The organism is Pseudomonas sp. PGPPP4, assembly GCF_002256045.1.
GTDB lineage: Bacteria > Pseudomonadota > Gammaproteobacteria > Pseudomonadales > Pseudomonadaceae > Chryseomonas > Chryseomonas oryzihabitans.
This window is the reverse complement of the sequence record NZ_NKID01000001.1, coordinates 203,012-215,965: the sequence shown is the minus strand read 5'-3', so window position 1 is coordinate 215,965 and position 12,954 is coordinate 203,012. Positions and strand designations below refer to the sequence as shown.

Here is a 12,954-nt window from a genome sequence, read left to right as displayed (position 1 = left end):
GCTCGTTTCTCCTCGCAGGTCAGGGACGGGTACTCAGGCCCATGGCCTGGCGGGCGAAGGCACTCTTGGCCGGCGGGCACAGCTCCAGGCCGACTAGGCCCAGGTTGCGTCCGGCACTGAGCCAGGGCCGACTGTTGGAAAACAGCCGGGTGATGCGATCGGAAAAGCCGATGGTCAGCTGCTGGTCCAGGCGCTGGCGCTGCAGGTAGTCCTGCAGGGTGGCGAAGTCGCCGGGCGCTGCGGCACTTTCCAGCAGGCACTCGGCCAGGCTGTCGACATCGCGCAGGGACAGGTTGAAGCCCTGGCCGGCGATGGGGTGCAGGCTGTGGGCGGCGTTGCCCAGGACCACCAGATGCGGGCGGACCTGTTCGTTGGCCTCCAGCAGGGTCAGCGGATAGACATGGCGGGTGCCGACCTGGGTGAAGCTGCCGAGGCGATAGCCCACCGCCTGCTGCAACTCGTCGAGAAAGACGGCAGCGGGCGCCTGTTGCAGCCGCAAGGCCTCGCCGTCCGGCTGGGTCCAGACCAGGGCGCTGCGCTGGCCCGGCAGGGGCAGCAGCGCCAGGGGGCCGTGGGGGGTGAAGCGCTCGAAGGCGCGACCGCCATGGCCGAGATTGGTCGAGACGTTGGCGATCAGCGCGGTCTGCTCATAGACCGTCCGCCGCACCTCGATGCCGAGGGACTCGCGCAGCGCCGAGCGGCCGCCGTCGGCCAGTACCGCCAGGCCGCATTCGAGGATGTCGCCATCCTCCAGCTCCAGGCGATAGCCGTCGGCAACGGCGGTGAGCGTGCGCACCTCGGCCGGGCAGCGCCATTCCACCACCTCGCGATCCAGTGCCTGCCAGAGCACCTGGCCGATCCAGGCGTTCTCCACCACATAGCCCAGCGCTGGCAGGTTCTCGTCGCGGGCGAGCAGCTGGGTCACGCCGAAGCGGCCCTGGTCGGAGACCTGGATCTCGCGGATCGCCTCGGCATGCTCGGCCAGTGCCTCCCAGACGCCGAGGCGCTGGTAGATCAGCCGCGAGCCATAGGAGAGCGCCGAGGAGCGGGCATCGTAGCTGGGCTGATAGGTGTCGCCGGGGGCGAAGGGCTCCACCAGCAGGATGCGCCAGCCGCGCGCCTTGGCGCCGGCCTGCAGGGCCAGGGCCAGACTGGCGCCCACCAGGCCGCCACCGATGATGGCGATATCAGGACGTTGCATGAGCGTTCTCCCGGCGGTCGCGCGCGGCCGCCATCAAGCCTTCGATCTCCGCGGCCGCCTTGGGCAGGCCGGCGGTCAGCACCTCGCAACCACTGCGCGTCACCAGCACCTCGTCTTCGATGCGGATGCCCAGGCCGCGCCATTTGCGCGGCACCTCGGCCTCCACCGGGATGTAGAGTCCGGGCTCCACGGTCAGCACCATGCCCGGCTCCAGCATCCGCCACTGATCGCCGATGCGGTACTCGCCGACGTCGTGGACGTCCAGCCCCAGCCAGTGTCCGGCGCGGTGCATGTAGAACTCACGACAGGCGCCGGCCTCGATCAGCGCATCCAGTTCGCCCTGCAGCAGCCCCAGGGCTAGCAGCCCCTCGGTGATCACCCTGACCGTGGCTTCGTGGGGTTCGTTCCAGTGCCGTCCGGGCGCGACGCAGGCGATGGCGGCCTGGTTGGCGGCCAGCACGATGTCGTACAGCTGCCGCTGCTCCGGCGAGAAGCGGCCATTCACCGGAAAGGTGCGGGTCACGTCGCTGGCATAGCACTCCAGCTCGCACCCGGCATCGATCAGCACCAGGTCGCCGTCGCGCAGAGGGGCATCGTTGGCCTGGTAGTGCATGACGCAGGCATTGGCCCCGGCAGCGACGATGGAGCCATAGGCCGCCAGTCGGGCACCGCCCTGGCGGAAGCAATAGTCCAGCTCCGCCTCCAGGTGATACTCGCGCAGCCCCGGTCGGCAGGCCTGGATGGCGCGCAGGTGGGCGGCGCAGGTCAATTCGGCGGCGGCCTTGAGCAGGCGCACCTCGGCGGCCGACTTGTACAGCCGGCTGTCGTGCAACAGGGTATCCAGTGCCAGCAGCTCCCGCGGCGGCGAGGCGCCCTGGTCGGCCTTGGCGCGGATCAGTTCGATCCAGTTGAGCAGCTGCCGCTCGAATTCCGGATGGGCGCCCATGGCGTAGTAGACCCGCTCGCGCCCTTCCAACAGCCCGGGCAGGATGTCGTCCAGATCGCCGATGGGAAAGGCGTCGTCGGCGCCATAGTCGGCCAGGGCCCCTTCCTGACCGGCGCGCCGACCCTCCCAGCGCTCCAGCTCCGCGTCCCGCTCGCGGCAGAACAGCAGGTATTCACCGTGGGCCCGGCCGGGGATCAGCACGGCCAGGGCCTCGGGTTCGGGAAAGCCGGTGAGGTACTGGAAGTCGCTGTCCTGGCGATAGGGTTGTTCGATGTCGCGATTGCGCAGGCACACCGGCGCGGCGGGCAGCAGGGCGATGCCGCCGTGGCCGATCTCGGCCATCAGGGCGCGGCGGCGACGGGCGAATTCGGCCTTGTGGATCCGCGGCATGGCCGCTCAGTGCACCACGGGCGCGGGTTCGGGAATGGGACCGCGGCCGTATTCGCCATAGAGCAGCAGCGGGGCGACGCGCAGGTATTCGGTGACTTCCATGAAGTCGTTCTCGCCCTCTTCGCCTTCCTCGGCCGGGTCCTGGATCTGGGCGATGGCCGCCAGGTCCTCGAGCACCTCGCGCGCCTCGCCGGAGACCTCGCCGGTACGCCCGGACAGACCGAAACCGGCCAGGAAGCCCTGGCACCACTGGCCCAGGGCCGCGGTGCGCTCGGCGAGCGGCACCTCGTCCGGCGGCAGCATCAGCACCAGGGCCACCTGCTGGCCGGCGAATTCCTGCTGCACCATGCCCAGCAGCCCCGAAAGCGCCGCCTGCAGCCGCTCGCCCGGCGCGCCACCGAGCAGCTCGCTGGCCGCGGCCAGCCAGTCGTTCTCGTCGAAGCCCGCGCCCCCGCAGACCCGCCCGAGCAGGTGACCGTGGAGTTCGGCGGGCGAGACCGGCAGAGCGGCCTCGGCGAGCAGGGTTGAGAAGGCGGCGTAGGCGGATGCTGAGCTGGACATGGCGTCGAGGTGAGGCGCTGGCTAGAATGAAGCCTTATCCTACGCGCTGACCCCGCCGGCGGCCAATCTCGTTGCACCCTTCTGGAGCTGTAGCCCTCATGCGCGAGTCTCGCGACACGCCCCTCGACGCCGATCTGGAAGCCCTCGGTGACCGTGTGGAGCGCCTGCTCCTGCGTCTCGAGGAATTGCAGCGGCAGAATCGACAACTGCGCCAGGGCGAGCGCAACTGGCGCCAGGAGCGCGCCGAGTTGATCGAGAAGAACGAATTGGCCAGATCGAAGGTCGAAGCGATGATTTTACGCCTGAAAGCCTTGGAGCAGGACTCATGAGCATCGAGACCGTGACCGTCCAGATACTGGAAAAGGAATATCGCATCAGCTGCCCGGCTGACGAGCGCGCCAACCTGGAGAGCACCGCTCGCTACCTGGACGGCAAGATGCGCGAGATCCGCGGCAGCGGCAAGGTCATCGGCGCCGACCGCGTGGCCGTGATGGCCGCCCTCAACATCACCCACGAACTGCTGCACCGCCAGGACGACGTCAGCCTGGAAGTCAGCAGCACCCGTGAGCGGGTTCGCGATCTGCTGGATCGCGTCGACCGGGCGCTGATCACCGAACACGACACCACCGCCTGATCGCCGACCGGGGACAGGTGGGGGTTTGCATCCCGGCTCAGGGGCGTATACTGGAGATCACTCTCTGGTGTGTGCGCCAGTCGGTCATGTCCCCGAGCCGATAAGCAACACCCCGGGGGTTGCTCGTCAGACTGGTGTGCATGTCCGCTACGGCGGAAAGCCTAAAGGTCTACGACTTCTCCCACCTTGAACCAAGGGTTCAAGGGCTACACCGGCAGCGGCATTCCGGAGAGCTCATTTCCTTCATGACCACCCCGCCTTCCCGCGATCTCAGCAGGCCCGCGCTGCGCAAGCTCCTTCGCCAGCGACGTCGCGCCCTCAACCCTGTTCAGCAACGCCAGGCCGCCCGCCAACTCTATCGGCAGCTCGCGCAGCATCCGCTGTTTCGTCGTGCCCGGCATATCGCCTTCTACCTGCCCAGCGATGGCGAGATCGATCCGCGTCCGCTGCTCGAAGAAGCCCAGCGCCGCGGCAAGGCCACCTACCTGCCGGTGCTGTCCCGCTGGCCGCGGACGGCGATGATCTTTCAGCGCGTGGGTCGCGGCGAATCCTGGGTGCGCAACAGATTCGGCATCGCCGAGCCGCGGCCGGATCGGCGCCTGGGTCGCCCGACCTGGGCGCTGGACCTGATTCTGATGCCACTGGTGGGTTTCGATCCCCAGGGCGGACGCCTGGGCATGGGCAAGGGCTTCTATGACCGCAACCTGGCCTATCTGGCGCGTCGGCGGCAATGGCACAGCCCGCTGCTGATCGGCTGTGCCCATGAATGTCAGAAGGTGGAGCGGCTGGCACTGGCGGCCTGGGACGTGCCCATGGCGGCCGTGGTGAGCGATGACGGCTGGTACGCTCAGCGTACGGGCGAGACTTCCCGCGCCGGCTGAGTGTCGCTGGCATAGCGGGCGTATTGCTGGCTCTGGCGCTGTTCCCAGAAGCTCTGGGTGTACCCGGTGGTGACGACACCCAGGGTAAAGATCAGGACCAGCACCCACAACAGATCAGGTTTGCGTTTCATCGAGCTGGGCCACCCCCTTGCTGGCACCTTTGGGCAGGACAGGACGTCGCCCTGTTATGCTCAGCGCGTACGATCAGACTACATCCGGAATGCGCGGCATTCTGCGACAAGCGGTCGCCCCTTGCAATCGATCAGACCCTTTCCCGGAAGCTCCCGAGCCTCCATTCGTCAGGAGACGAACCGTGGCCTGCTGGCTGTTGAAATCCGAACCCGATGAGTTCTCACTGGATGACCTGCAACGCCTGGGCCAGGCGCGCTGGGACGGAGTACGCAACTACCAGGCGCGCAACTTCCTGCGCGCCATGGCACCCGATGAGCTGTTCTTCTTTCACCATTCGAGTTGCGCCGAACCGGGCATCGCCGGCATCGGCCGTATCGTCGGCGAGGCCTTCGCGGACCCCACTGCCCTGGATCCCGAAAGCCCCTACCATGCGCCCAAGGCCAGCGCCGCCGACAACCCCTGGACGGCGCGCCAGGTCGCCTTCGTCGAGGCCTTTCCGCGGGTGCTGACCCTGCCGCGCCTGCGCCTGTTACCGGCCCTCGCCGACTTCGCCCTGCTGCGCAAGGGCAACCGCCTCTCGGTGATGCCGGTCAACGCGGCGGAATGGGCGGCGATCGTCGCCGCGGCGCGCGGCTGAGCGCTGGCTTCAGGGCTGGATGATCAGGTTGTTGAACAGCAGGTCTTCCACCAGGGGCTTGCCCTCTTCCTGGGTCAGGACGCTCTGTACCTGCTTGAGGGCCTCCTGACGCAGCTTCTCGCGGGCTTCGACCCCGGCCAGGGTCTCGTCGGTCTGCTGGGCAAAGAGCATCACCAGCTGATTGCGGATCAGCGGCTCGTGGAACTCCACCCTATCCTTGGCTTCCTTGCCAGTCATCATCAAGGCGATGTCGGCCTTGTAGTACTTGAGCTTGGGGCCGCTGCCATAGTTGCCGACCAGCGCCGGGGTCAGGTTGTAGAACTCGGTCTTGGGCGCCTCCCCTTCCTTCTTCTCTTCGTTCGCCCAGGCATTGACGGCCAGGCAGAAGGACAACAAAACGGCAGCGACGGCTTTCACGGCGAATCCTCTAGAGGTGGATGGCTGCAGCATAGCCAGCGGGATTCAAGGGGTCACCTCGAACCTGAGGGTTCCGATCACCTGGCCGACGTCCGTCACCACTTGCACCTGCCAACGGCCGGTCACGTCGCCGGGGAAGTTCTGCTTGTGGGTCCAGGCGCGATAACCGGCCTCGCGACCACCGCTGATATCCAGCGGAATCCGATCCACCTCCTGACCGGCATGGCGCCAGACATGGTAGATGCGCTCGTTCAGACCGCGTGGCGCATTGATGGCGGTGAAGGCATAGAGCCCCTGGGCGCGCAGCTGAGCGACGCTCAGGCTTTTCACCGCATCGCCTGGCTGGCGCTTGAGGCTGTCGAAGTTGGTGCTCATGCCCATGTCGGTCAGCCACAGGGTGGCCGGCGGCACCCAGGCGCGACCCAGCCAGCCGAAGGCGCCGATGGCCAGGCACAGCCCCAGCAGACCCAGCCAGCGCCAGCCGAGGCGTACCCGGAAGGCCACCGCCAAGCTGGGAAAGGACAGCAGCACGGCGACGCCCAGGGCCAGTTCATAGCTCTGGGTGGTGGTCAGGTGCAGGATGATCGGCAGCGCCGTGAGCAGCACCGCGAACAGCGTCAGGGTGTGGTAGCTGAGGAACACCCAGCGCCGCGGCGCCAGGGCCTTGTAGTAGAGCGGATCGATGATGGACACCAGGGCAGCCGCGCCGAGCAGCCCGGTGAACAGCGCCTGGCCGCTGTTCCAGGCCGTGGTGATGGCAAAGAACGGCAGGCAGAAGAACAGGCTTTCCTGGTGGATCAGCTGGGTGGCGTAGCGCAACAGCGGCGGCGGCAATTCCCAGCCGAAGCGCCGGCTGACCCAGCCCCGCAGCACGTTTTCCAGCATCAGCCAGACCCAGCTCGCCAGCATGACCACGGCCATCACCGGGGCGAAGCCCTTCTGCCGGTCCACCAGCAGGAAGCTGCAGATCCCCGAGATGAAGCCGGCCAGGGCGATCAGCCGCGGATAGCGTTCGAACAGGACGGTGGCCAGGTTCAGGGCGCGGGAGGAGAGGACTTTCCAGGCAGGCATGACGACTCGCGAAAACAACGGCAAAGACGCGCCACCCTAGGCGCGCGACCCCCGCAGATCAAGGGGAAATCCTGGGCCTCGCTGCCACAGGGCGGAAAAGCCTGGACCAGTTGTAATATCATTGTAATATTCGAAAACGAACCTGGAATGTTCGCTTTCGATTAATACCTATAACAATACCGAGGCTCCCATGCTTGGAATCTTCGCCCCTGCGGCCCATCGCGCGCCGCTGCCCGCCGATCGCATCGACCCCGTCTACCGCCGTCTCCGCTGGCAGATCTTTGCCGGGATCTTCATCGGCTATGCCGGCTACTACCTGCTCCGCAAGAACTTCTCGCTGGCCATGCCCTACCTGGTGGAGCAAGGCTACAGCCGGGGTGAACTGGGGGTGGCGCTGTCCGCGGTGGCCATTGCCTACGGCCTGTCCAAGTTTCTCATGGGGTTGGTCTCGGACCGCTCAAATCCGCGCTACTTCCTGCCCTTCGGGCTGGTGATGTCGGCGCTGGTGATGCTGCTGTTCGGATTCGCGCCCTGGGCCACCTCCAGCGTCAGCATCATGTTCGTCCTGCTGTTCCTCAACGGCTGGTTCCAGGGCATGGGCTGGCCGCCCAGTGGTCGCACCATGGTGCACTGGTGGTCGCAGAAGGAGCGTGGCGGCGTGGTCTCGGTGTGGAACGTCGCCCACAACGTCGGCGGCGGCCTGATCGGCCCGCTGTTTCTGCTCGGCCTGGCCTGGTTCAACGACTGGCACGCGGCCTTCTATGTGCCGGCGGTGGTAGCCCTGGCGGTCGCAGTCTTCGCCTTCATCGCCATGAGAGACACCCCGCAATCCTGCGGCCTGCCGTCGGTGGAGCACTGGAAACAGGATTTCCCCGAGGGCTACAGCGAAGGTCATGAACGCGAATTCTCCACCAAGGAGATCTTCGTCGAGTACGTGCTGAAGAATCGCCTGCTCTGGTACATCGCCTTTGCCAACGTCTTCGTCTATCTGCTGCGCTATGGCGTGCTGGACTGGGCCCCCACCTACCTCAAGGAAGCCAAGCACTTCTCGGTGGACAAGACCTCCTGGGCCTACTTCTTCTACGAATGGGCGGGCATCCCCGGCACCCTGCTCTGTGGCTGGCTCTCGGACAAGCTGTTCCGCGGCAATCGCGGCGCCACCGGCGTGGTGTTCATGCTCGGCGTGATGGTCGCTACCCTGGTCTACTGGCTCAACCCGGAAGGCAACCCCGGCGTCGACCTGGCGGCCCTGGTCTGCATCGGCTTCCTGATCTATGGCCCGGTGATGCTGATCGGCCTGCAGGCGCTGGAACTGGTGCCCAAGAAGGCCGCCGGCACCGCTGCGGGCTTTACCGGACTGTTCGGCTACCTGGGTGGCTCGGTCGCGGCCAACGCCCTGGTCGGCTACACCGTGGACCACTTCGGCTGGGATGGCGGCTTCATGCTGCTGATCGGCTCTTGCGTCCTAGCCATCGTCTTCCTGGCACTGACCCTGAGACACACCGGCATGGTGGCCAAGTCGGCGCGCTGAGCCTGGACAGGACCCCCGTAGCGTGGATGACGGCGTAGCCTCATCCACCGGGGCTCAAGGTGGAAAACGCTACGCGGTTTTCCACCCTACGGACGTATTCATCGCGGCCATGCCAGTGCGCCGTAGCGAGCCGCGTCAACCCCGCGGCGCGTAGGCGAAGACGTCGGCGCGCATCTGGTGCGCGTCCATGCCGGCGTCCACCAGGGCGTCCAGGGTGGCATAGACCATCGCCGGCGAGCCGCTGGCATAGACGTGCAGGCCGCTCAGGTCGGCGAAATCCGCCCGCACCACCTCGTGCAGCAGACCGCAGCGCCCTTCCCAGCCACAGGCATCGCTCACCACCCGGTTGAGGACGAGATTGGGCAGCTCCGCCCATCGCTCCCAGGCCTCGATGGCATAGAAGTCGTCCGGCGTGCGCACGCCCCAGTAGAGGTGCACCGGATGGGCGAAGCCGCGGGTGCGGGCGTCTTCGATCAGGCTGTGCATCTGCGCCATGCCGGTTCCGGCGGCGATCAGCACCAGGGGGCCATCGGGCAGTTCGGCCAGATGGGCATCCCCATAGGGCAGCTCGACCTGGGCCATGCCCTTGCCTTCCAGTTGCGCCAGCAGCGCCTGGCTGCTGGCCTCGCGCGCCAGCACGTGCAACTCCAGCTCACGCCCCTGGTGAGGCGCCGAGGCCAGCGAAAAGGCCGACTGCTTGCCGTCGTCACGACCGATCAGCAGGTACTGGCCGGCGTGATAGCGCGGCGGCCGCCCGGCCGGCGCACGCAGCCGTACCCGGCGGACATCGCCCCCCACGTCGTCCAGCGCCACTACCTGGCAGGCCAGCGTGCGCACCGGCAACTCGCCGGGCGCCAGGACGCCATCCCACTGCAGCAGGCAATCGCTCAGGGGCACCGCCACGCAGACATAGATCTCGCCGTGATCGACGGTCTGGCCATGCTGGCTGACCTGCCCCTCCACCAGCAGCGCGGCGCAGAGCTGGCAATTGCCGTTGCGGCAGCTGTGCGGTCCGCTGTAGCCGAGGCGCTGCGCGGCGGCCAGGATGGCTTCGCCGGGCTGGGTTTCCAGTACCGCACCCGAGGGCTGCAGGGTGACCTTCATCGTCGTCTCCGTTAATCGATCCCGAGACTGGACCACATCTCGTCCACCCGTTTGACCACCGCTTCGTCCTTGACGATCGCCCGCCCCCACTCGCGGGTGGTTTCGCCCGGCCACTTGTGGGTGGCATCCAGGCCCATCTTCGAGCCCAGGCCGGAGATCGGCGAGGCGAAGTCCAGGTAGTCGATGGGGGTGTTGTCGATCATCACGGTGTCGCGCTTGGGATCCATGCGCGTGGTGACCGCCCAGATGACGTCGTTCCAGTCGCGGGCATTGATGTCGTCGTCGGTGACGATCACGAACTTGGTGTACATGAACTGCCGCAGGAACGACCAGACGCCCAGCATCACCCGCTTGGCGTGGCCGGGGTACTGCTTCTTGATGGTCACCACCGCCATGCGGTACGAGCAGCCTTCCGGCGGCAGATAGAAGTCGACGATCTCCGGAAACTGCTTTTGCAGGATGGGCACGAAGACTTCGTTGAGCGCCACGCCCAGGATGGCCGGCTCGTCCGGCGGCCGCCCGGTGTAGGTGCTGTGATAGATGGGATCGCGGCGCCGGGTGATGCGCTCCACGGTAAAGACCGGGAAGGTATCGACCTCGTTGTAGTAGCCGGTGTGATCGCCATAGGGCCCTTCCGGCGCGGTCTCGCCCGGATGGATGACGCCTTCCAGGACGATCTCGGCACTGGCCGGCACCTGCAGGTCGTTGCCCACACACTTGACCAGCTCGCTGCGACTGCCGCGCAAGAGGCCGGCGAAGGCGTATTCGGACAGCGTATCCGGCACCGGGGTGACCGCGCCGAGGATGGTGGCCGGATCGGCGCCCAGGGCCACGGCCACCGGATAGGGCTGGCCGGGATGCTTCTGGCACCACTCGCGGAAGTCCAGGGCGCCGCCTCTGTGGCTCAGCCAGCGCATGATCAGCTTGTTGCGGCCGATGACCTGCTGGCGATAGATGCCGAGGTTCTGGCGTTCCTTGTTGGGCCCGCGGGTGACCGTCAGGCCCCAGGTGATCAGCGGCGCCACGTCGCCCGGCCAGCAGTGCTGGATCGGCAACCGGCCCAGATCGACCGCCTCGCCCTCCTCGATCACCTCCTGGCAGGGGGCGTCCTTGAGGACCTTGGGCGCCATGCTGATGACCTTCTTGTAGATCGGCAGCTTCGACCAGGCGTCCTTGAGGCCCTTGGGCGGCTCGGGCTCCTTGAGGAAGGCCAGCAGCTTGCCGATCTCGCGCAGGGCGCCGACGTCCTCGGCACCCATGCCCAGGGCCACGCGCTGCGGCGTGCCGAACAGGTTGCCCAGCACGGGCATGGAGAAGCCCACGGGATTCTCGAACAGCAGCGCCGGGCCCTGCTTGCGCAGGGTCCGGTCGCAGATTTCGGTCATCTCGAGGATCGGCGAGACCGGGGCGGTCACGCGCTTCAGTTCACCACGCTGCTCCAGGCTGCGGATGAAGTCACGCAGATCTCGGTATTGCATGCGGCCTCTTGGCGCTGGGGAAAGTCTGGCAGTCTACCGCCTGAGTCGCGCATCGAGAAAGCACTGGCCCAGAAACGCCAAAGGCCGGGATTTCCCGGCCTCTGCGTGCGACTGCGCCTTACTTGCTGCGCTTCATCGAATCGAAGAACTCGTTGTTGGTCTTGGTCTGACGCAACTTGTCGAGGAGGAATTCGATGCCGGCGATCTCGTCCATCGGATGCAGGATCTTGCGCAGGATCCACATGCGCGACAGCTCTTCCTCGTCGGTGAGCAGTTCTTCGCGGCGGGTGCCGGACTTGTTGATGTTGATGGCCGGGAAGACGCGCTTCTCGGCGATGCGACGATCCAGGGGCAGCTCCATGTTGCCGGTGCCCTTGAATTCCTCGTAGATCACCTCGTCCATCTTCGAGCCGGTTTCCACCAGCGCGGTGGCGATGATGGTCAGGCTGCCGCCTTCCTCGATGTTGCGCGCGGCACCGAAGAAGCGCTTGGGCTTCTCCAGGGCGTGGGCATCGACACCACCGGTGAGCACCTTGCCGGAGCTGGGGATCACGGTGTTGTAGGCGCGCGCCAGACGGGTGATGGAATCCAGCAGGATGACCACGTCCTTCTTGTGCTCGACCAGGCGCTTGGCCTTCTCGATCACCATGTCGGCGACCTGCACGTGGCGGGTCGGCGGCTCGTCGAAGGTGGAGGCCACCACTTCGCCGCGCACGGTGCGCTGCATCTCGGTCACTTCCTCGGGGCGCTCGTCGATGAGCAGCACGATGAGGTAGCACTCGGGATTGTTGCGGGTGATGTTGGCCGCGATGTTCTGCAGCATGATGGTCTTGCCGGCCTTGGGCGGCGCGACGATCAGACCACGCTGACCCTTGCCGATGGGGGCGCAGAGGTCGATGACCCGACCGGTGAGGTCTTCGGTGGAGCCGTTGCCGGCTTCCATGGTCAGGCGCTTGTTGGGGAACAGGGGCGTGAGGTTCTCGAACAGCACCTTGTTCTTGGCGTTTTCCGGACGGTCGAAGTTGATGGTGTCGACCTTGAGCAGCGCGAAGTAGCGCTCGCCCTCTTTCGGCGGACGAATCTTGCCGATGATGGTGTCGCCGGTGCGCAGGTTGAAGCGGCGGATCTGGCTGGGGGAGACATAGATGTCGTCGGGGCCGGCCAGGTAGGAGGAGTCGGCGCTACGCAGGAAGCCGAAGCCGTCCTGCAGGATCTCCAGCACGCCATCCCCGGAAATCTCGTCGCCACCCTTGGCGTGCTTCTTGAGCAGCGCAAAGATGATGTCCTGCTTGCGGGACCGGGCCATGTTTTCCAAGCCCGCGGCATCCGCCATTTCCAACAGTTCCGTGATGGGCTTTTGCTTGAGTTCGGTCAGATTCATAGACGTATGTTGACGTGAGAAGAGGCGAAGGAGGGATTCGAGCTGAGCGGCCGGATGCGAGATTAGCTTCGCGGGATGCGTTCTGAAGAGGAGAACTGACGGCTACAGCAGATGAGAAGACGGCCCGCTGATGGGGTCGTGGGCTGGAATCTAGCACCTGCACCTGTGCTCGTCCAGCCGTCCAGGCATAAAAAAGCCCCGCATGGCGGGGCTTTCGACTGGCTGACTCAGACGTTGGCGTCGAGGAAGGCGGCCAGTTGCGACTTGGACAGGGCGCCGACCTTGGTGGCCTCGACCGCGCCGTTCTTGAACAGCATCAGGGTCGGGATGCCACGCACGCCGTACTTCGGCGGGGTGTCCTGGTTTTCGTCGATGTTCAGTTTGCAGACCTTGAGCTTGCCTTGGTAGTCCTTGGCGATCTCGTCCAGAACCGGGGCAATCATCTTGCAGGGACCGCACCATTCGGCCCAGTAGTCGACCAGCACGGGGCTGTCGGACTTCAGCACGTCCTGCTCGAAGCTGGCGTCGCTGACGTTGGTGATGTATTCGCTCATTGACTCTCTCCGAATTCGGGTGCGACTTGAAGTACG

At 66.1% G+C, this 12,954-nt stretch carries 15 protein-coding genes and 1 other RNA gene; 6 read left to right on the top strand and 10 right to left on the bottom strand.

The features are described 5' to 3' along the window. Positions 1–19: 19 nt before the first annotated feature. Genes ubiH through CFE50_RS00965 form a run of 3 tightly spaced genes read right to left on the bottom strand, consistent with a single transcriptional unit; the run spans position 20 to position 3,098 of the window. Positions 20–1,201, bottom strand: coding sequence for a 2-octaprenyl-6-methoxyphenyl hydroxylase (gene ubiH / locus CFE50_RS00975; RefSeq protein WP_286729666.1), 1,182 nt, complete (start codon positions 1,199–1,201; stop codon positions 20–22). Further along, positions 1,188–2,537: a Xaa-Pro aminopeptidase gene (gene pepP, locus CFE50_RS00970; protein ID WP_027598196.1), complete on the bottom strand. Its 1,350-nt coding sequence runs from the start codon at positions 2,535–2,537 to the stop codon at positions 1,188–1,190. Before pepP ends, ubiH begins: the two co-directional genes overlap by 14 nt. Before the next feature lie 6 nt (positions 2,538–2,543). Then, on the bottom strand, positions 2,544–3,098 hold the full coding sequence (locus tag CFE50_RS00965) for a UPF0149 family protein (RefSeq protein ID WP_241808206.1): 555 nt from the start codon (positions 3,096–3,098) through the stop codon (positions 2,544–2,546). Between the two features lie 98 nt (positions 3,099–3,196). Between CFE50_RS00965 and CFE50_RS00960 the strand changes: the two genes are divergently transcribed. The 4 genes from CFE50_RS00960 (at position 3,197) to CFE50_RS00945 (ending at position 4,613) form a co-directional block, all read left to right on the top strand. After that, the gene (locus CFE50_RS00960; RefSeq protein ID WP_007161334.1) at positions 3,197–3,427 is read left to right on the top strand and encodes a TIGR02449 family protein; all 231 of its coding nucleotides are present in this window, start codon (positions 3,197–3,199) and stop codon (positions 3,425–3,427) included. After that, positions 3,424–3,732, top strand: a complete 309-nt coding sequence (locus CFE50_RS00955) for a cell division protein ZapA (RefSeq protein ID WP_007161335.1) — start codon at positions 3,424–3,426, stop codon at positions 3,730–3,732. The genes CFE50_RS00960 and CFE50_RS00955 overlap by 4 nt, the downstream gene beginning before the upstream one ends. Positions 3,733–3,790: 58 nt before the next feature. Then, positions 3,791–3,968: non-coding RNA, 6S RNA (ssrS, locus tag CFE50_RS00950), on the top strand. Positions 3,969–3,977: 9 nt separating this feature from the next. Further along, positions 3,978–4,613, top strand: coding sequence for a 5-formyltetrahydrofolate cyclo-ligase (locus CFE50_RS00945; protein WP_286729663.1), 636 nt, complete (start codon positions 3,978–3,980; stop codon positions 4,611–4,613). On the opposite strand, the gene CFE50_RS00940 is transcribed toward CFE50_RS00945, so the two are convergent. Continuing rightward, the gene (locus tag CFE50_RS00940) at positions 4,580–4,744 is read right to left on the bottom strand and encodes a hypothetical protein (protein ID WP_169742417.1); all 165 of its coding nucleotides are present in this window, start codon (positions 4,742–4,744) and stop codon (positions 4,580–4,582) included. The genes CFE50_RS00945 and CFE50_RS00940 overlap by 34 nt on opposite strands. A 182-nt stretch (positions 4,745–4,926) precedes the next feature. Here CFE50_RS00940 and CFE50_RS00935 point away from each other — a divergent pair, with 182 nt between their 5' ends. Further along, entirely contained in the window at positions 4,927–5,382 is a 456-nt protein-coding gene (locus tag CFE50_RS00935) for an EVE domain-containing protein (protein ID WP_241808208.1), read from the top strand. Positions 5,383–5,391: 9 nt separating this feature from the next. On the opposite strand, the gene CFE50_RS00930 is transcribed toward CFE50_RS00935, so the two are convergent. Both CFE50_RS00930 and CFE50_RS00925 read right to left on the bottom strand, forming a co-directional pair. After that, entirely contained in the window at positions 5,392–5,799 is a 408-nt protein-coding gene (locus tag CFE50_RS00930) for a flagellar basal body-associated protein FliL (RefSeq protein ID WP_241808209.1), read from the bottom strand. Positions 5,800–5,844: 45 nt separating this feature from the next. After that, the gene (locus tag CFE50_RS00925; protein ID WP_286729660.1) at positions 5,845–6,870 is read right to left on the bottom strand and encodes a DUF5924 family protein; all 1,026 of its coding nucleotides are present in this window, start codon (positions 6,868–6,870) and stop codon (positions 5,845–5,847) included. A 190-nt stretch (positions 6,871–7,060) separates the two neighbouring features. On the opposite strand from CFE50_RS00925, the gene glpT reads away from it, so the two are divergent. Further along, entirely contained in the window at positions 7,061–8,401 is a 1,341-nt protein-coding gene (gene glpT / locus CFE50_RS00920; RefSeq protein ID WP_241808211.1) for a glycerol-3-phosphate transporter, read from the top strand. Between the two features lie 135 nt (positions 8,402–8,536). Here the strand turns inward: glpT and CFE50_RS00915 are convergent, their stop codons facing one another. From CFE50_RS00915 to trxA, 4 genes are all read right to left on the bottom strand, one after another. Further along, on the bottom strand, positions 8,537–9,505 hold the full coding sequence (locus CFE50_RS00915) for a CDP-6-deoxy-delta-3,4-glucoseen reductase (protein WP_286729657.1): 969 nt from the start codon (positions 9,503–9,505) through the stop codon (positions 8,537–8,539). A gap of 11 nt (positions 9,506–9,516) precedes the next feature. Beyond that, a complete protein-coding gene (gene ubiD / locus CFE50_RS00910) occupies positions 9,517–10,983 on the bottom strand; it encodes a 4-hydroxy-3-polyprenylbenzoate decarboxylase (RefSeq protein WP_007161343.1) in 1,467 nt (488 codons plus the stop codon). Between the two features lie 118 nt (positions 10,984–11,101). Next, on the bottom strand, positions 11,102–12,364 hold the full coding sequence (gene rho, locus CFE50_RS00905; protein WP_145151938.1) for a transcription termination factor Rho: 1,263 nt from the start codon (positions 12,362–12,364) through the stop codon (positions 11,102–11,104). Positions 12,365–12,591: 227 nt separating this feature from the next. After that, a complete protein-coding gene (trxA, locus tag CFE50_RS00900; RefSeq protein ID WP_017639417.1) occupies positions 12,592–12,918 on the bottom strand; it encodes a thioredoxin TrxA in 327 nt (108 codons plus the stop codon). Between the last annotated feature and the right edge of the window lie 36 nt (positions 12,919–12,954).